This window comes from Rhizobium phaseoli (assembly GCF_010668805.1).
In the GTDB taxonomy this organism is placed as follows: domain Bacteria; phylum Pseudomonadota; class Alphaproteobacteria; order Rhizobiales; family Rhizobiaceae; genus Rhizobium; species Rhizobium phaseoli_A.
Genome location: NZ_WUFT01000022.1, coordinates 1 through 16,148, shown reverse-complemented (window position 1 = coordinate 16,148; position 16,148 = coordinate 1). Strand labels below are relative to the sequence as shown.

General features: G+C 60.9%; 20 protein-coding genes. 11 read left to right on the top strand and 9 right to left on the bottom strand.

The features are described 5' to 3' along the window. Positions 1-3: 3 nt before the first annotated feature. A complete protein-coding gene (locus GR197_RS26640) occupies positions 4-762 on the top strand; it encodes an alpha/beta hydrolase (protein ID WP_164015049.1) in 759 nt (252 codons plus the stop codon). A gap of 89 nt (positions 763-851) precedes the next feature. On the opposite strand, the gene GR197_RS26635 is transcribed toward GR197_RS26640, so the two are convergent. Next, a complete protein-coding gene (locus tag GR197_RS26635) occupies positions 852-3,065 on the bottom strand; it encodes an OmpA family protein (protein WP_164015047.1) in 2,214 nt (737 codons plus the stop codon). A gap of 322 nt (positions 3,066-3,387) precedes the next feature. Between GR197_RS26635 and GR197_RS26630 the strand changes: the two genes are divergently transcribed. From GR197_RS26630 to GR197_RS26615, 4 genes are all read left to right on the top strand, one after another. Beyond that, positions 3,388-4,161, top strand: coding sequence for a transporter substrate-binding domain-containing protein (locus tag GR197_RS26630; protein WP_164015045.1), 774 nt, complete (start codon positions 3,388-3,390; stop codon positions 4,159-4,161). 113 nt (positions 4,162-4,274) lie between these two features. Further along, positions 4,275-5,081, top strand: a complete 807-nt coding sequence (locus tag GR197_RS26625) for an ABC transporter permease (protein ID WP_164015043.1) — start codon at positions 4,275-4,277, stop codon at positions 5,079-5,081. Next, complete coding sequence (locus tag GR197_RS26620) at positions 5,078-5,908, top strand: ABC transporter permease (RefSeq protein ID WP_164015041.1); 831 nt, start codon at positions 5,078-5,080, stop codon at positions 5,906-5,908. Before GR197_RS26625 ends, GR197_RS26620 begins: the two co-directional genes overlap by 4 nt. 216 nt (positions 5,909-6,124) lie before the next feature. Then, complete coding sequence (locus tag GR197_RS26615) at positions 6,125-6,391, top strand: usg protein (protein ID WP_164015171.1); 267 nt, start codon at positions 6,125-6,127, stop codon at positions 6,389-6,391. 18 nt (positions 6,392-6,409) lie between these two features. Here GR197_RS26615 and GR197_RS26610 read toward each other — a convergent pair whose 3' ends face one another. Next, positions 6,410-7,135 carry a DUF2270 domain-containing protein gene (locus GR197_RS26610; RefSeq protein ID WP_164015039.1) on the bottom strand — a complete coding sequence of 242 codons (726 nt, stop codon included), beginning with the start codon at positions 7,133-7,135 and terminating at the stop codon, positions 6,410-6,412. Positions 7,136-7,248: 113 nt separating this feature from the next. Here GR197_RS26610 and GR197_RS26605 point away from each other — a divergent pair, with 113 nt between their 5' ends. From GR197_RS26605 to GR197_RS26590, 4 genes are all read left to right on the top strand, one after another. After that, positions 7,249-8,067 (top strand): methyltransferase domain-containing protein, encoded by an 819-nt coding sequence (locus tag GR197_RS26605; RefSeq protein WP_164015037.1) that lies wholly within the window; start codon positions 7,249-7,251, stop codon positions 8,065-8,067. Between the two features lie 101 nt (positions 8,068-8,168). Beyond that, positions 8,169-8,855 (top strand): glutathione S-transferase family protein, encoded by a 687-nt coding sequence (locus GR197_RS26600; protein WP_164015035.1) that lies wholly within the window; start codon positions 8,169-8,171, stop codon positions 8,853-8,855. Then, positions 8,852-9,193, top strand: coding sequence for an ArsR/SmtB family transcription factor (locus GR197_RS26595; RefSeq protein ID WP_164015033.1), 342 nt, complete (start codon positions 8,852-8,854; stop codon positions 9,191-9,193). The genes GR197_RS26600 and GR197_RS26595 overlap by 4 nt, the downstream gene beginning before the upstream one ends. Then, entirely contained in the window at positions 9,190-9,666 is a 477-nt protein-coding gene (locus tag GR197_RS26590; RefSeq protein WP_164015031.1) for an SRPBCC family protein, read from the top strand. Before GR197_RS26595 ends, GR197_RS26590 begins: the two co-directional genes overlap by 4 nt. 111 nt (positions 9,667-9,777) lie before the next feature. Here GR197_RS26590 and GR197_RS26585 read toward each other — a convergent pair whose 3' ends face one another. The 6 genes from GR197_RS26585 to GR197_RS26560 form a co-directional block, all read right to left on the bottom strand. Beyond that, positions 9,778-10,233 (bottom strand): DUF1801 domain-containing protein, encoded by a 456-nt coding sequence (locus GR197_RS26585; RefSeq protein WP_164015030.1) that lies wholly within the window; start codon positions 10,231-10,233, stop codon positions 9,778-9,780. A gap of 33 nt (positions 10,234-10,266) precedes the next feature. Continuing rightward, on the bottom strand, positions 10,267-10,737 hold the full coding sequence (locus GR197_RS26580; RefSeq protein WP_164015028.1) for a DUF1801 domain-containing protein: 471 nt from the start codon (positions 10,735-10,737) through the stop codon (positions 10,267-10,269). 160 nt (positions 10,738-10,897) lie between these two features. Then, positions 10,898-11,308: an SRPBCC family protein gene (locus tag GR197_RS26575; RefSeq protein ID WP_164015026.1), complete on the bottom strand. Its 411-nt coding sequence runs from the start codon at positions 11,306-11,308 to the stop codon at positions 10,898-10,900. Then, positions 11,305-11,628, bottom strand: coding sequence for an ArsR/SmtB family transcription factor (locus tag GR197_RS26570; protein WP_164015024.1), 324 nt, complete (start codon positions 11,626-11,628; stop codon positions 11,305-11,307). The genes GR197_RS26575 and GR197_RS26570 overlap by 4 nt, the downstream gene beginning before the upstream one ends. 366 nt (positions 11,629-11,994) lie before the next feature. Beyond that, entirely contained in the window at positions 11,995-13,170 is a 1,176-nt protein-coding gene (gene ssuD / locus GR197_RS26565; RefSeq protein WP_164015022.1) for an FMNH2-dependent alkanesulfonate monooxygenase, read from the bottom strand. Between the two features lie 347 nt (positions 13,171-13,517). Then, entirely contained in the window at positions 13,518-13,889 is a 372-nt protein-coding gene (locus tag GR197_RS26560) for a hypothetical protein (protein WP_164015020.1), read from the bottom strand. Positions 13,890-14,053: 164 nt separating this feature from the next. Here GR197_RS26560 and GR197_RS26555 point away from each other — a divergent pair, with 164 nt between their 5' ends. Continuing rightward, entirely contained in the window at positions 14,054-14,923 is an 870-nt protein-coding gene (locus tag GR197_RS26555) for an NAD(P)-dependent oxidoreductase (RefSeq protein ID WP_164015018.1), read from the top strand. Then, positions 14,920-15,603: a DNA alkylation repair protein gene (locus GR197_RS26550; protein WP_164015016.1), complete on the top strand. Its 684-nt coding sequence runs from the start codon at positions 14,920-14,922 to the stop codon at positions 15,601-15,603. The genes GR197_RS26555 and GR197_RS26550 overlap by 4 nt, the downstream gene beginning before the upstream one ends. A gap of 419 nt (positions 15,604-16,022) precedes the next feature. Here the strand turns inward: GR197_RS26550 and GR197_RS26545 are convergent. Then, positions 16,023-16,148 (bottom strand): porin (locus tag GR197_RS26545; RefSeq protein ID WP_204330138.1); only part of this gene is annotated, 126 nt, incomplete at its 5' end.

Here is a 16,148-nt window from a genome sequence, read left to right as displayed (position 1 = left end):
CGCATGAATAGACGTCTCATTTTCACGGCAGCCCTTGCCTTCGCCACCACCGGCATCGCCTTTGCGGCGGAGGCTGCCGCGGTCAAGAACATCGTGATCGTCCACGGCGCGCTCGCCGATGGTTCGGGATGGCGCAAGGCGACCGAGATTCTCGAAAAGCGGGGCTTCAAGGTCACCATCGTCCAGGAGCCCATCACCTCGCTCGACGACGATGTGGCGGCGACGAAGCGGGTTCTCGACCTCCAAGACGGACCGAGCCTGCTCGTCGGCCACAGCTATGGCGGCATGGTCATTACCGAAGCCGGCAACGATCCCAATGTCGCGGGCCTCGTCTATGTCGCAGCGTTTCAGCCCGACAAGGGTGAAAGCGTGCTGAGCCTCGCCAGTTCGAAGCCCGCCGGCAGTATGGATATAAGGGAAACCAAGGACGGCAAATATCTCTATCTCGATCCGGGCGTCTTTGATGCGGATTTCGCAGCCGACCTTCCGCAAGCCGAGGCTGATTTCATGGCCAAGTCACAGGTCTTCGCCGCCAAGCAGGCGTTTTCCGCCAAGATCACAGACCCGGCATGGCGCACGAAACCGAGTTGGTCGATCGTCGCCACCCAGGATCGCTCTATCAATCCCGAGCTGGAGCTCGACATGGCAAAACGCGCCGGCAGTGAAGTGACCGAGATCAAGGCCAGCCACGCCGTCTTCGCATCCCAAGCAGCGAAGGTCGCCGACATCATCGAAAACGCGGCCAGGAAAGCGGGCCAGTAAAACCGGCAGGATGCTTCGCCCAGTCCGCCGGGCAGAAAAAGACAGACAACCGAGTGCCCCTCTCCATTCCCAGAGAGGGGCAACAGCGTTTACTTGGCAGCGACCGGCCTAACCAGCGCCGTGACGCGGCGGATGGTGACGCGGCGGTTTTCCTGTTCAGGGTCTGTCGTGTTGACCTTCAGATATTGTTCGCCGTAACCCTGCGTCGCCAGGTTCTCCGGCGGGATGCCGTAAACGTCGGAGAGCACGTTGGCGACTGATTCCGCCCGTTGGTCGGAGAGGATGAGGTTGCTCTGGTCGGAGCCGACCGCATCGGTATGACCTTCGATCAGGAAGGTCTCGCTCGGATCCTTCTTGAGCACCTGGCTAATCGCGTCGGCAACCTTGCGCAACGTCCGCGCCTGGGTCATCGGGATATCGGCACTGCCGGTCGCGAAGGTGATCGTGTCGAGGTCGATGCGGCGCACCTTATCACGGATACGCGCCGAATACTTCACCTCGTCGAGCGAATAGACACGCTCGACCGGCTCGACCGGCGGCTCGCTCAGGAACTCATAGTAGTCCCGATTCGGATCGCTGCGGGTGTCGATGATATAGTCGTCGAGCGGCACGCGCAGCCGCATCGGCGGCAGGTCGGCGCCCGGATCCTCGAAATAATCGCGGTCCGGATCGTCATAGAGTTCCTGGGAGTAGTAGAGCACATTCTCGCGTCCGCGGGCATCGACACGCGACCGCTGGATAATGTCGCCATAGCGGTTGCGGATCGTGACGATGCGATAGCCTTCCGGCCGTGTGATCGTCTCGCGGTAGCGGTCGCCCGACAGCTCTTCATAGGTCGGCCGTTCGCCGTCGCGCCGGAACCGTCTGTCGTCGTCGCCGCGCACGATCACCCGGTTGTCGTATTGGATGATCACACGGCTATCGTCGCTGCGGTCGTCGAAGCGTGCACCGTCGGGACGGACGAATTGCGGCCGCTCGTCGAGCTTCCTGCCCTTCTCGCTGGTTACCGCCTCGAGCTTGACCGGCGCCGGCGCCTTGGCACCACTGACGGCCTGCGCGTCGGCATCCGAGGTCGGCACCTTCACCTCCTGGCTATCGGCGCGCTGCTTGTCGCGATCGCGGCGGCCTTCCCGGCCCTTGCTGCGGTCGGCATCCTTGTCGCTGTCGAGCACGGCCGCACCGTTTTCGACCGGCAGTACGACGGTCTCGTTGCTCTTGGCCGGGTCTGCAGCAATCTTCTTGCGGCGCTCCAGCTCTTCGGGCGAAGCCTTTTCCGGCGCCGGAATGGCCTGCTTGACCTCCTGGCCACCGCTGGCATCCGGCAGCGGCTGGGCAGTGCCGGTCGCGGGCGCGGCCGGCTGCTCGCCGGCGGGCTGTTCACCGGCAGGCTTGGCTGCAGTGCCGTCCTTCGGCTTTTCCGCGGGTGCGGCCTCCGGAGCCGCCGCCTTGTCTTCGGGCGCTTTCACTTCGGCAGGCTTATCTCCAGGCGCCTTCTCCTGGCCCGCCTTGTCTGCATTCGTCTTGTCTGCATTCGACTTGTCTGCGGGCGCAGCCGTCTCGCCCTTTGTCGGCTTTTTCTCGGCCGGCGCCTCGGCAGCGGGTTTTGCCTCCGGCTTGACTTCGGGTTTGGCTTCTTCCACGGGCGGCGTCAGGGCCTCGGGAGCCGCCGTCTCGGCCTTGCCCTTGCCTTTGCCATGGGCCTTGTCACGCTTGCCGCCGTCCGGCTTGGCTTCCGGCTGCGCCTGCTCCGTCTGCGACTGCGCTTCCTTTGCCGCTGGCTGCTGTTCGGGTTGCGGCTGGGCCTCCGGCTCTGCCTGCTTCTTCGGCTTCCTCGGCTTCTCCTGCGTTACCGGCTGCTCCTGCTGCGGCTCGGCTTCCGGCTTTGCCTCGGGCTGGGCTTCCTGCTTGGGCTTTCGCTCTGGCTTGCTTTCGGCTTGCGGCGCGGGCTCTGCCTTCGGCGCGGCTTCGGCCTTCGGCGGTTCCGGCTCTGCCTTGGGTTCGGGCGCCGGCGCCTCCTTCCGCTCAGCCTTCGGCTTTTCGGCAGGCGCCTCCTTCGGTTGCTCGGCGGCCGGTGCTTGTTCGGCCGGAGCTTCCTCCTTCTGTTTGTGCTTCTTCTTCAGCAATTCCTCTTCGGAAGGCGCGTCCTGCGCCACCTCGAAGCTGCCCTGTTCGACTTGCCGTACGGCCGGAGCCTGCGTCGCGACGTCGCGCACGGCAGCCATTGCCGATGCCGGCTGGAACGCCAGCGAAAGGGAAAGCAACGGAAAAGCCGCGCTTGCGAACAATTTTGATTTCATGCCCATCGGGTTTCCTCGATCCTGTTTGAGCTTCTTAAAGGCCGATAGGCCCTGGTTCCGCCCCTAGCTTTGCATTGAGGCGGAATGGCAATCGCCGAGCCGCCGATTTGTTCCGGTTCTAGGAAGCCGCGGATTAACCTCGCGTGAATGTTGCAGTCTGCCGGCGTTCATGTCGCCTGCGATTTGCACCGCCCAATTGCGATGGGATTTGTGTTGCAATTCCATCAAAAAAAGTCTGATTATCGCGGCAAGGCGGTCTAGGTACCGTTGAATTGCGGCCGTCAGCCCACGAGAAAAACAGCGGCGGCTACCAACAGAGAGGATCCTCATGCATATCTCCACCCGTATTTTCGCGGCAGCCTCGATCGCGGCGATGTCCCTTTTCGCCGGCTCGGCCATGGCCGATGGCGAAAAGTATGTGATCGGCACCGATTCGACCTACCCACCCTTCGAATTCGTCGATGCCAGCGGCACGATCCAGGGCTTCGACATCGACATCACCAAGGCGCTCTGCGCTGAGATGAAGGCCGATTGCTCCTTCGTCAGCACCGACTGGGACGGCATCATCCCGGCGCTCAACGCCAAGAAGTTCGACATGATCGTTTCCTCCATGTCGATCACACCGGAGCGTCTGAAGCTCGTCGATTTCTCCAACAAGTACTACAACACCCCGCCGGCCATCGCCGTGCCGAAGGATTCGACGATTACCGACGTTGCCGGCCTCAAGGGCAAGGTGATCGGCGCGCAGACCTCGACGACGCACGCCAACTATGCAGAGAAGCATCTGGCCGACACCGAACTGAAGCTCTACCCCACTGCTGACGAATACAAGCTCGACGTCTCCAGCGGCCGTGTCGATGCCGTCATCGACGACGTCGTCGTTCTCTCCGAATGGGTCAAATCCGACGCCGGCGCCTGCTGCAAGATCCTGACCACCCTGCCGGTCGACAAGGAAATCAACGGCAACGGCGCAGGCATCGCCATCCGCAAGGGCGATCCGCTCAAGGAAAAACTGAACACGGCGATCGCTGCGATCCGCGCCAGCGGTGAGTACAAGAAGATCCAGGACAAGTACTTCGACTTCGACGTTTACGGCGAATAAGAAATTCGCTATCTGGCCGATCAAGGTAATGGCGGAAGGCTTGCTCTTCCGCCATTTTTGTTTGACAAAGATGGCAAGATCAAAACGGCAAAAGCCGTGAGGGGAATTATCGCATGGGCGGATTATTTTCCGCGCTTGGCTCCTTCTGGAGCTTACTTGTGCACATTTTCGATCCGCTATGCGGACCCGTTGGCATCTTCACCTGGCTAGGTCAGTCGACGATCCTTGCCTGTGGCGATACCGGCTGGGGCGACGAGATCGCCCTTGGCCTGCAGGTCACCGTTTCGGTGGCAATCGTCACCCTGCCGATCGGCCTCGCCATCGGCTTCCTGGTGGCGCTCGGCCAGCAGTCGGAAGAGAAATCGCTTCGGCTGGCGGCCGGCATCTACACGACGATCTTTCGCGGCCTGCCGGAGCTTCTGACGCTCTTCATCATCTATTACGGCATGCAGATGCTGATCCAGTCTCTGCTGACCTTTGTGGGGTATGACGGGCCGCCGGTCGAGATCAACGCCTTCCTCGCCGGCGTCATCGCGCTTTCGGTGGTCTTCTCCGCCTATTGTTCGGAAGTATTGCTCTCAGCCTTTCGCGCCATTCCCAAGGGACAATATGAGGCAGGCGATGCACTTGGGCTGCATAGCGGCCGCACGTTGCGCCTGATCATCCTGCCGCAGCTCGTGCGCATCGCGCTGCCGGGCCTGACGAATCTCTGGATGGTGCTGCTGAAGGATACTTCCTACGTCTCGATCATCAGCCTTGCCGATATCCTGCGCCAGACGAGTGTCGCCGTGCGCGTGACCAAAGAACCCTTCTTCTTCTATGGCCTGGCCTGCTGCCTCTATCTGGTGCTCGCCATCCTCTCCTCCTTTCTGCTCGTCTATGTCGAGCGGTGGGCCAGGCGTTCGGAGATCCGCCGATGAGCTACGTCGAAACGCTGATCCCGCCGCAACCCGCACCTCGCGAAGTGATGAAGCCGATGACGCCGGCGCGTATGGCCGGCTATATCTTCGTCGCCGTCTGGGTTGTATTCGGCGCGCTGCTGGTAATCTCCGTCATCAACGGCTGGGATCTGGAAAAATTTACTCGCTACGGACCGCGCTATGTCCACGGTCTTGGGGTCACGCTGAGCCTCGTTTTCATTTCCGTCATCTGCGGCGCAGTTCTGTCGCTGCCGCTTGCCGCGGCGCGCATGTCGAAGAACCGGATGCTGAATGCGCTCGCTTACGGCTACATCTATTTCTTCCGCGGCACACCGCTGCTGGCTCAACTGTTCCTGGTCTATTACGGCCTCGGCGTATTCCGGCCGCAGCTTGAGGCCGTCGGCATCTGGTGGTTCTTCCGCGAAGCTTGGTATTGCGGCCTTTTTGCCATGACCATCAATACCGCGGCCTACCAGGCGGAAATCCTGCGCGGCGCCATCGAAAGCGTACCGCACGGCCAGCACGAAGCAGCCGCGGCCCTCGGCATCCACAGGTTCATCGCCTTCCGCAAGATCATTCTGCCGCAGGCTCTCATCGTCGCGCTTCGCCCTTACGGCAACGAGATCATCCTGCTGATCAAGGGCTCGGCGGTCGTCGCCATCATCACCGTGCTCGACCTGATGGGCGAGACCCGCTACGCCTTCTCCCGCACCTTCGACTACCAGACCTATCTCTGGGCAGCGATCTTCTACCTCGTCATCGTCGAGGCACTGCGCCATCTTTGGGCCTGGATCGAGCGCCGCCTGACCCGGCATCTCAAGCGCTGACGCGTCCTCTCCGAAGGTGTCTCGCGGTTTTCGGACCACTGCGCGGATCCATCAGAACCGACGTGGCAGCACTCCCCGCCATATGCTGCTAATCTATTGATATTAAAAATCAATTGTCCTTTTATGAAGCATCTGTAAAGCTCTCGTTAACCACTCGCATGTTTCCATATCACTTAGCGCTAATAAGCGCGCGAGTGGGAACGAGAAGTGAACACGATGCACAAGGACATGGAAAAACAACTGAAGGGCTATGGTCTGACGACCGCCCAGATCCTCTACCACCTTCCGGATCATCCGGCGATCCTACAGACCTATGTCTGGCAGGATTATGATCTCGCCCCCGATTTTCCCGAAATGCGCGGCTTCCTCAAATTTTGGGAAGAAAAGCTCGACGGACCGCTGCATTCGGTGCGCTACGTCCACCGCAAGCTGATCTCGCCAACCGAGTGGCGGGCGCTGAAGGGAGAGTTCATCCTGCACTGATCCGGCCTCTGCGCAGGATCAGACATGTGCCTCGCCATGGCCGAATTCACCTTGGTCACGGACCGGGCGGAGCGCAAAACCGAGGATGCCGAGGTAGAAGACGACGACGATGATGATGACCGCAAGGCCGGGAATGGGCCCCAGCACCGCATTGTCGATGACATAGGTCCAGGATTGCGCCTGTAGCGCCGGCATGCCCTCCGTCTGCAATTTCGGCGTCGAGATCTTCAGGCACCAGGCGAGAAACAGGATGGAATACATCCAGCCATAGTTCCGTTTGAGCCGGCGGTGCATTGCGTCCCAATAGCTGAGCAGGAATCGCGGTTTGCGCAGGCTGCTCGCGATCACCGAGGCCCATTCTCTGCCGGCCCCCGCCTCCGGCGCCAAAATCTGCGCGAAATAGCAGCGCTCGATCTGCCGAATGCGGGCGCGGTAGATGTCGAAGAAGCGGTAGCGCCGCGCTTCGATGATCAGAAGCAGCGTGACCAGCATCATCCCGAACAGCAACACGCCGTGATGCGAGGTCGGCGTCGACAGCGACACCGAAAGCAGCGCCGCGACCACGGTGATCGCCCAGTTGGACGTTCGGTCGATGCGGTCGCGCCAACTCGTCATCCGCCCGAGTTCACCGCGGTAATAATGGCTGAGCGTGTTGGTGATCTCGCCTGGCGTACCAGGCAGCAGCAATGCCCGCGCAGCCTCTCCTTCAAGTATCGATGACGGCCTTTCTTGCTCCGATTTCATGGTTTTCCTCCCTTGGTCTTCTTTGCGCCCATTCTGCGCCCGCAGCCGCGCCATTGCAAAACTTCGAAAGCCGCCTTAGACGCATGCCTGAAACAAAAGGACGATGGACCGCGATGGCAAAGAAGATCGACGAAGAAGCCCTTGGCGAGGCCTATAACCGCGCTCTGGCGCTGGAAAAGGCCGGCGATATCGACGCGGCGGTTGCAGCCTATGAGGAAGTCCTGGCAATCGATCCCGACGATCACGGCGGTGCCGCCGTGCGTATCGCCGCCATGGGCCGCGGCGAAACTCCTGCCAGGGCGCCCGACGCTTATGTCGAGACCCTGTTCGACCAGCATGCCGAGGTTTTCGAGGACGTACTTGTCGAGCAGCTCGGCTACCACGTGCCGATGCTGGTGCGCCAGCGCCTGCAGGCGCTGAAGCTCGGACCGTTCAAGCGGCTGCTCGATCTCGGCTGCGGCACGGGCCTGACCGGCGGCGCACTGCGCGACCTCTGCGCCGACATGACCGGCATCGACCTATCGGAGAAGATGGTCGAGATTGCCCATGAGAAGGATCTCTACGAGACGCTCTTCGTCGCCGAGGTCGAGGATTTCCTCGACGACAACGACGAGGACGCCTTCGACATCATCACCGCTACCGACGTACTGCCCTATCTCGGCGCGCTCGAACCACTATTCTTCGGCGCCGCCGAGAACCTCACCCCGGATGGCCTGTTCATCTTCTCCTCGGAAACCGTGCCGCATGCCACTCTCGCTGGCCGTGCCTACATGGTCGGTCCGCATCAGCGCTTCGCCCATGCCGACGCCTATGTAAAAGAACGCCTGGCGGCCACCGGTTTCGAACTGGTCGAGATATCGGATATCAACGTACGCATGGAAGACGGCCAGCCGACACCCGGCCATCTGGTCATCGCGAGATATATCGGCTGACGACGATACTTGCGCGATTGGCAAACTATTTGTTGCGCTATGCCGGCCGACCTGATACTTAGTCGAACGGTAAAGTTTATCACAACAGGAAAGGTTGCCGCATGTCGCTCGTGTTCTATGGGCATCCGCTCGCCTCCTTCTGCCACAAGGTGCTGATCGCGCTTTATGAAAACGGCACGCCCTTCGAAAATCGTCTCGTCGATCTGTCCGACGAGAGCTCGCGTTCCGATCTCTTCCGCTTCTGGCCGATCGGCAAGATGCCGCTGCTGCGGGACGAGGCGCGCGACAGCACCATTCCCGAGACGTCGATCATCATCGAATATCTTGAGCAGTATTATCCCGGCCCCGTCCGCCTGCTGCCGCTTGAGATCGACCGGGCGCTGCAGGTCCGCCTCTGGGACCGCTTCTTCGACCACTATGTTCAGGCGCCGATGCAGACACTCGTCAGCAATCGCCGGCGCCCCGAGGGGACGGCGGATGAGATCGAGATGACCGCCGCCAAGGCGACACTTGCCACCGCCTATGCGATGATCGAAAAGCAGCTTGCCGACAAACTATGGATAGCGGGCGACGGCTTCACCATGGCCGATTGCGCTGCAGCCCCGTCGCTCTTCTATGCCGAGACGCTGGTTCCTTTTTCAGCGGAGCAGCCGAACCTTCGCGCCTATTACGATCGGCTGCTGACGCGCCCCTCCTTTGCACGGGCACTGGACGAGGCCCGCCCCTACTTCAAGTTCTACCCCTATAAAGAGCGGTTGCCCGCCCGCTTCCGGGATACAGCTGGATGATCGAAAGCCAGGCCGATCTCGACCGGATGTTCCACGCGCTTTCCGACCGCAGCCGCCGCGGCATGATCGATCGCCTCGGCCGCGGCCCGGCCTCGGTCACCGAGCTGGCCGCGCCGCTCGCGGTTGCCTTGCCGACGGTAATGAAACATCTGCAGGTGCTGGAGCATAGCGGCCTCGTGCTCTCGGAAAAATCCGGCAGGGTTCGAACCTACCGCCTGCAGCAGGATGCGCTTGCCACCGTCGAGCGCTGGGTGGAACAGCGAAAGAGCCGCTGGGCAACCACCTTCGACAGACTGGATCAATTTCTCGCCGAAGAACCGGAGAGCTTTTCCGAATGACGACACGATCTGCCGAACATGCCACCCTCGTCATCGAGCGCCGCCTGAAAGCAGCGGTCGGCCGTATCTTCCGCGCCTGGTCGACGCCGGAGGCCAAGCGCCAATGGTTCGCCTGCCACGGCGAATGGGTGCCGCTGGATTACGGGCTCGATTTCCGTCCCGGCGGTACCGAGCGAAACCATGTCGCCGATACGGACGGGCTTCTGCACGCTTTTGACGCCCACTTCATCGATATCGTGCCTGACACCCGTATCATCTATGCCTATGAGATGAAGCTCGGCGAAAGGCGCATCTCCGCCTCGCTCGCCACCGTCACCTTCGAAGCCGAACCCGACGGCACGAAAATGGTCTTCACCGAGCAGGTAGTCTTCCTCGACGGCTACGCCGACAACGGCGCCCGCCTCCAGGGCACGGAGATCGGCCTCGACAATCTCGAACTCTTTCTCGAGCGCGAGGCGAACCCGATCCATTAAAGCGCGTCGCGATCTTTCAGATTCGCTCCTCGCGCTTTGGATCTTTGTTTTTACGCAAGTCGTTATCGCGGAACCGCTGCACACTTTTGCGCGACATGCTTTAGCGAAACCTCATGTGCCGCTTGATTTCTTCCGCGAGACGGCAGTCTTCGATGACGTGTTCAGCGCTGCGGCGGCACGAAAGAGCGCCTTCAGTGCCTCCTCGTCGATCGTGTCGCCTTGATGGAAATCGATGGCGCGCCGGGTGTTGCCTTCAAGGCTGGAGTTGAACAGTCCCTTGGGATCGTCCAGCGAGGCGCCCTTGGCGAAGGTCAGTTTCACCACGCTCTTGTAAGTCTCGCCGGTGCAGATGATCCCGGCGCGCTCCCATACGGGAACTCCTCGCCACTTCCATTCCTCAAGCACCTCGGGCACGGCCTGCTTGATCAGCATTCGGACCTGGGCAAGCTTCTCGCCCCGCCAGTCCCCCAGCTCCTCGATCTTCGCATCGATCAGCTGAGAAGGGGACGGCCCCTCGCTTGCTTCTCCGGAATCGCTTTTCTTCACGGCTGCTGTCACTTTCTTCATAGTTCCCCCACCCGTCGATCGAGTACTGTTTGGTTACATCCGTTCGCCGGGCAAGCGGCTGGCCTGCTCCACCCAGGCGGCAAGCTGGGCTTCGTCGATTTCGTCATCCTCGAGGATATCGTGGTAGCGCACTTCCTTCTGCTTGGAATGGCCGGGCGGCAGAGGGTGCAGCGACGTACCCCGGAAGAAGGCCAGCTTGACGTATTTGGTGAAGCAATGAACGCTGAGAAACCAGCCCTGCCCTTCGATGCCATAGAGGGGCGAGTTCCATTTGACCGCCTTGTTCACATCCGGCACGGTGTGCATGATCAGCGCGTCGAGACGGCGTCCGACGGCGCTTTTCCAGCCCGGCATGGCAGTGATATAGGCCTGCACGGGAGCATCGCCATAACCTTTGGCGATCTGCGGGTTGCCTCCCGAGAGGAGCTTCGGCTCCGCCGCAGCCGGCTGAGTGGCTGTCTTCTTTCTGACCTTCGCTGCGATATTGGAGGTCTTGCCTTCCATTGCCTTCACTCCTATCTGCCGCGCCATTTGGTAGCATAAGGCAGCATGAACAGGTAAAGGCCGGTCGGCAATAGCAGCCAAGCGGCAACAGCGCCAAGGGACCTACCCAGCCTGGTCGCTTTCTCCTGGACCATCGCGACGATATTGAGAATGAGCGGCCTTACTCCGTCCGCGCCAGCACCTGCTCCAGATTTGCGAAGAACTGTGTCCACCCGCTCCTGGCGCCCCCAAAAGCCTGCCGCTGATCCGGCCGGAACCCCGACTGCTCCATGCGCAGGTGCGTGCCCGTGCCGGTCGGAGTGAGAGTCCAGGTCACGGTGCTTTCGAGACCATAGGCATCCCAGCTATAGGACAGGGTCTTGTTCGGCTCGACTTCCAGGACCTTACAGTCGACGGAACCCCAATCGGCGCTGAACTTGAAGCGGTGGTCGGCGACCGGCTTGAAGTCGCTCTTCATCAGCCATTCTTGGATCAGGTGCGGCTGGGTCAGCGCCCGCCAGATCTTCTCCGAGGCAAATGGGATTTCCCTTTCGATGACGACGGAGCGTGTTTCGGTCGATGTGTCGGTCATTGATCCATCCTTTTCAGCAAATCTTCGAGATCATTGAATCGGCTTTGCCAGAACCCGGCCATCTCACTCGTCCAGTCGACCAGTGGCGCCAGCGCGCCGAGCTGCGCGCTGTAATGCGCCTGGCGCCCTTCGTGGCGGTCGCGCACCAATCCGGCCTGCTTCAGTATGCCGAGATGTTTTGAGACGACCGGCTGCGAAACCCCGGCCCGAGCCGTCAGAGCCCCGACCGTCTTCTCTCCTTCGCGGCACAGCCGCTCGAAAAGAGCCCGCCGTGTCGGATCAGCGAGCGTTTTGAAGAGCGCGTCTTGAGTATCGGACATTCGAATTCATACCTCTTCAGCTATGGATTTATTCATAGCCAATGAGGCATACGTGGGTCAAGAGGCAAACGAAGAGCGAAAGGAATTAGCAAGCCTAGTCGATATAAATCAGCCAGCGAACACGATGTTCTGGAAGACTGTGAGGAAACGCATCATAGCTCATCGGCTATAAGTCGACGTGTTTCGCTAGATTATGCGCCCCCAGGACGATTCCGGCAGGATGGCGCCGAGATCTCAAACAATGACAATCATCAATACCGAGGATTACGCGATCAGTCGCTCCGACCCCGGGCATGGCCGCACTCAAAAAATGCCAAAAGCCGCGAGCGGCTTCCGGCGATATCATGTTCGGCGTCGCGTCGGAACTCAGGAACCGGAGACAACTTTCAGGTTGCCGCCGTGGCTGCCGCCTGCAAAGATCTGCTTGCCACCGAATTCGTTGTTGAACGCCAGGCGCTGCTGTGCGCGGGTGATACCGAGCTCGGGGAAGAGCAGCTCGGCGACGCGATAGGCTTCTTCGAGATGCGGATAGCCGGAGCCGATCACCGTATCGATGCCGATCTCCTGATATTCAGCAAGGCGCGCGGCAACCGTCTTCGGCGACCCCACAAGCGCCGTGCCGGCACCAGCCCGCACTAGGCCGACACCGGCCCAGAGGTTCGGCGAGACTTCAAGCCTGTCGCGCCGGCCGCCGTGAAGGGCAGCCATGCGCTTCTGGCCGACTGAGTCGGATTCGTGGACGAAGCGCTCCTGCGCCTCGCGGATCGTATCGTCGTCGAGGTGGCGGATCAGCCGCTCCGCCGCCTCCCATGCCTCTTCGTCGGTTTCGCGCACGATGAAGTGCAGGCGGATGCCGAAGCTCACCTCGCGGCCGCGCTCGGCGGCCGCCTTGCGCACCTTGGCGACCTTCTCGGCCACCTGTGCCGGCGGCTCGCCCCACGTCAGGTACTTGTCGACGCGGCCGACCGAGAAATCGATGCCGGCATCCGACGACCCGCCAAAATAAAGCGGCGGGCGCGGGTTCTGCACTGAGGGAAACCCCAGGCGTGCATTGGTCGCCTTGATGTATTTGCCGTCGAAGCTCGCCGTGCCCTTGTCCAGCAATTCCTCGAAGACGGTAAAAAACTCCTCGGCATGGGCATAACGCTCGTCATGTTCGAGATGGATTCCGTCGCCGGCAAGCTCCGCCGGGCTGCCGCCGACGACGATATTGAGCAGCAGGCGGCCGTTGGAGATGCGATCGAGCGTCGTCGCCAGACGCGCGTAATAAGCCGGCGACGCCGTGCCGGGGCGGATCGCCACCAGGAACTGCAGCTTCTCGGTCTTGGCCGCGAGAGCCGCAGCCGTCACGAAGGATTCCTCGCAGGCAACCCCTGTCGGCAGCAGCACGCCGGAATAGCCGAGCCGGTCGACAGCCTGGGCGATCTGCGTGAGATAGCCGATCTCGGGCGCGCGGTTGAGATCGGAGGAACCGAGATAGGTGCCGTCGCCCGATGTCGGGATGAACCAGAGGAAATTGATGGGATCGGATGTGGCGGTCATGGAAACAATCCTTTGCTGCTAAATTCGAAAATCAGCTCGCGCGGTCAAGCTGGGCCCTTGGCAGGCGACGACGTACAGACCTGCCTGCCATCGCAGCCGCACGGATGCTTGGGAGGATCATGGCGGGAAGAATGCCGGGGCTTTGTCTGCGCGGGAACATCTGAATATCCTGTCGATCGATGGCGGCCGGCCGGATGCCGTCAATAGTCACCGTCGATCGCCACGATATTGGCATAGACCATAAATTATATCGACAATATCAATTTCGCATTGTCCTCCGCTTAGGGGAATAATTTTTCCCGTTCGGGCGCTCGTCGACACGGGCCTGCTGAAGCGGCCTTATTCCGCTATCCCTCCCGACGTTCGGCGGCCAACCGCTCGCGGATAAAATAGGCTCCGCCAGCAAGGCGCTCCGCCAGCAGGCTTGCCGGATCCACCATGCGCCAATAGGGTGTGACCGTCGAAACCGGCTCGCCCTTTTGCAGCGCGAAGAAAGACAGATCGGCGATCGCACGCAGATGCCGCTGTACGGTGACCGGACAGCAGGCATCCGCTCCGTATTGGGTGGCGAGACGGCGGCGAAGGACGCCGACCTCGGTGAAAACACCTTCCTGCGCCGAACTAATCTGCTCTGCCACCATTTGCTGCGATGGAATCAGCATCGCCTGCATCCCACTGCGGCCTTTGCGCCGCGGCTTGATTGTCGGAATTTCGCTCATGTCACCCCTCCGGGAACATTTTGCCTAATCCCCATCTAGGGCCTGAGCGAGCGGCGACCAGCCTCCTATGCAACTATCGGAACGAACTCCGCCTTCACGGCTTTTCTGCTCCCCCCGTTTCGGTTAATCCTCGGGGCCTCTCACTCCCGATAAGGACAGGACATATGGCTAAAGTCGCATTCATCGGTCTCGGCGTCATGGGCTTTCCCATGGCAGGGCATCTGAAGACGAAGGGCGGCCACGATGTCACCGTCTACAATCGAACAGTCGAAAAGGCCGTCGCCTGGGCCGAGAAATTCTCCGGCAGATCCGCGGCCACGCCGGCCGAGGCTGCTACTGGCGCCGATTTTGTCTTCGTCTGCGTCGGCAATGATGAGGATCTCCGATCGGTGACATCTGGCGAAAACGGCGCCCTGCACGGTATGAAGCCGGGTTCGGTGTTGATCGACAACACCACCGCCAGCGCTGAAGTCGCTCGCGAGCTTTATGCCGTGGCAAAGGAGAAAGGCGTCGATTTCATCGACGCTCCCGTCTCCGGCGGCCAAGCCGGCGCTGAAAATGGCGCCCTCACCGTCATGTGCGGTGGCGACGAGGCCGTCTTCGAACGCGCCCGGCCCGTCATCGACGCCTATGCCCGCATGGTCGGCTTGATGGGACCGGCAGGCTCTGGCCAACTGACCAAGATGGTCAACCAGATCTGCATCGCCGGCCTCGTCCAGGGACTTGCCGAAGGGTTGCATTTCGGCAAGCGAGCCGGCCTTGATATCGAGAAGGTCGTCGAGGTGATCTCCAAAGGGGCGGCCGGCTCCTGGCAGATGGAAAACCGCCACAAGACCATGAACGCAGGCAAATATGATTTCGGCTTCGCGGTCGACTGGATGCGCAAGGACCTCGGCATCGTGCTCACAGAAGCCCGCCGCAACGGCGCCAAGCTGCCTGTCACTGCCGTGGTCGACCAGTTCTACGGGGACGTCCAGGCGATGGGCGGCAACCGCTGGGATACATCCTCGTTGCTCGCCCGTCTTGAGAAATGATTGGCCCCTCCTCCGATGCCGCCGAACTGATCGCGCATCTCGAAACGCTGCGTTCGGAGGAGAATATCGCCGGCATGGCGCGCTTCGGCATCGTTTCCACACGCGCCCTCGGCATCTCCAATCCCGATATCAGGGTGGTTGCCAGACTGGCGAAGAAGAATCACGCCAGAGCGATCGAGCTCTGGCGAAGCGATATCCGCGAAGCCCGCCTGCTCTCCCTCTACACCGCCGAGCCGAAACGGCTTACGGCGGAAGAAGCCCGGAACTGGGCCAATGATTTCAAGTCTTGGGAGATCGTCGATTGCGCAGCCGATCTCTTCGTCGAGGCCGGGCTGGACGCGCTCATCTCAAAATCCGCCGACGACGAGCGCGAATTCGTCAGGCGCACTGCCTTCGCCATGATTGCAGGTGCCGCTGTCCATCGCAAGAACGAGCCCGACGCCACCATCCATGCCTGGCTGCCGCTGATCAAGGTTCATTCCGGTGACCCCCGAAACTTCGTGCGCAAGGCGGTGAACTGGGCGCTGCGCAGCATCGGAAAGCGCAATGTCGCCTGCCATGCACCGTCGCTGGCCCTCGCAAGGGCCTTGGCGGAAAGCTCTGATAAAACCGCTCGCTGGATCGGCAAGGATGCCGTCAGGGAGTTGGCCGGCGAAAAGCTGCTGGCACGGCTGAGATAAAGCGGATGCGAGCTTGTATCGCCTCTCCAACAAAGCTGTAATCACATTGTCGGCATTGGATCTTCTCTCTGCGATTTGCTGCGGCCAAGCCAGCCCGACACCGAATACGACAAGGGACCAACAGCTCCGCCCCGGCGGTGATGCTGTCGATCAATATAGTTCACTTGAAAATGGAAAAAGGGAGTGTCTCGAGAAACAGTGCTGGCAAGAATCCGGCTTGCAATACGCAATGTGCCGCTTCGGTTCACCTGTAAAGTCTATGCTGAAAGACTGTCTTGAAGACTGCGCGTCAAAGACGCTACAAGGACGGCCCGGCAGGGAAGACCGGACCCGTCCCCGTAGCTGATCGGAGGTCACTCGGATCAGAAACTGATTTGAGGTGCCCCCGGTCCGAAAACCGGGGACATTCACTAAGCCTATTAGAACGAACGCTGCAGGCGGAAGTAGCCCGTCGTGGAGTCGTCAGCATCTTCCGGATCGAGGTACTGAACCGAAGCCTTGGCGTAGAAGTTGTCGACGATCTGGTAATCAACCGTCAGACCGAC

Excerpts from the sequence above, each read along its gene's own strand:
- GR197_RS26640 (WP_164015049.1), top strand. The coding sequence starts at position 4 with ATGAATAGACGTCTCATTTTCACGGCAGCCCTTGCCTTCGCCACCACC.
- GR197_RS26635 (WP_164015047.1), bottom strand. The coding sequence starts at position 3,065 with ATGGGCATGAAATCAAAATTGTTCGCAAGCGCGGCTTTTCCGTTGCTT.
- GR197_RS26630 (WP_164015045.1), top strand. The coding sequence starts at position 3,388 with ATGCATATCTCCACCCGTATTTTCGCGGCAGCCTCGATCGCGGCGATG.
- GR197_RS26625 (WP_164015043.1), top strand. The coding sequence starts at position 4,275 with ATGGGCGGATTATTTTCCGCGCTTGGCTCCTTCTGGAGCTTACTTGTG.
- GR197_RS26620 (WP_164015041.1), top strand. The coding sequence starts at position 5,078 with ATGAGCTACGTCGAAACGCTGATCCCGCCGCAACCCGCACCTCGCGAA.
- GR197_RS26615 (WP_164015171.1), top strand. The coding sequence starts at position 6,125 with ATGCACAAGGACATGGAAAAACAACTGAAGGGCTATGGTCTGACGACC.
- GR197_RS26610 (WP_164015039.1), bottom strand. The coding sequence starts at position 7,135 with ATGAAATCGGAGCAAGAAAGGCCGTCATCGATACTTGAAGGAGAGGCT.
- GR197_RS26605 (WP_164015037.1), top strand. The coding sequence starts at position 7,249 with ATGGCAAAGAAGATCGACGAAGAAGCCCTTGGCGAGGCCTATAACCGC.
- GR197_RS26600 (WP_164015035.1), top strand. The coding sequence starts at position 8,169 with ATGTCGCTCGTGTTCTATGGGCATCCGCTCGCCTCCTTCTGCCACAAG.
- GR197_RS26595 (WP_164015033.1), top strand. The coding sequence starts at position 8,852 with ATGATCGAAAGCCAGGCCGATCTCGACCGGATGTTCCACGCGCTTTCC.
- GR197_RS26590 (WP_164015031.1), top strand. The coding sequence starts at position 9,190 with ATGACGACACGATCTGCCGAACATGCCACCCTCGTCATCGAGCGCCGC.
- GR197_RS26585 (WP_164015030.1), bottom strand. The coding sequence starts at position 10,233 with ATGAAGAAAGTGACAGCAGCCGTGAAGAAAAGCGATTCCGGAGAAGCA.
- GR197_RS26580 (WP_164015028.1), bottom strand. The coding sequence starts at position 10,737 with ATGGAAGGCAAGACCTCCAATATCGCAGCGAAGGTCAGAAAGAAGACA.
- GR197_RS26575 (WP_164015026.1), bottom strand. The coding sequence starts at position 11,308 with ATGACCGACACATCGACCGAAACACGCTCCGTCGTCATCGAAAGGGAA.
- GR197_RS26570 (WP_164015024.1), bottom strand. The coding sequence starts at position 11,628 with ATGTCCGATACTCAAGACGCGCTCTTCAAAACGCTCGCTGATCCGACA.
- ssuD (WP_164015022.1), bottom strand. The coding sequence starts at position 13,170 with ATGACCGCCACATCCGATCCCATCAATTTCCTCTGGTTCATCCCGACA.
- GR197_RS26560 (WP_164015020.1), bottom strand. The coding sequence starts at position 13,889 with ATGAGCGAAATTCCGACAATCAAGCCGCGGCGCAAAGGCCGCAGTGGG.
- GR197_RS26555 (WP_164015018.1), top strand. The coding sequence starts at position 14,054 with ATGGCTAAAGTCGCATTCATCGGTCTCGGCGTCATGGGCTTTCCCATG.
- GR197_RS26550 (WP_164015016.1), top strand. The coding sequence starts at position 14,920 with ATGATTGGCCCCTCCTCCGATGCCGCCGAACTGATCGCGCATCTCGAA.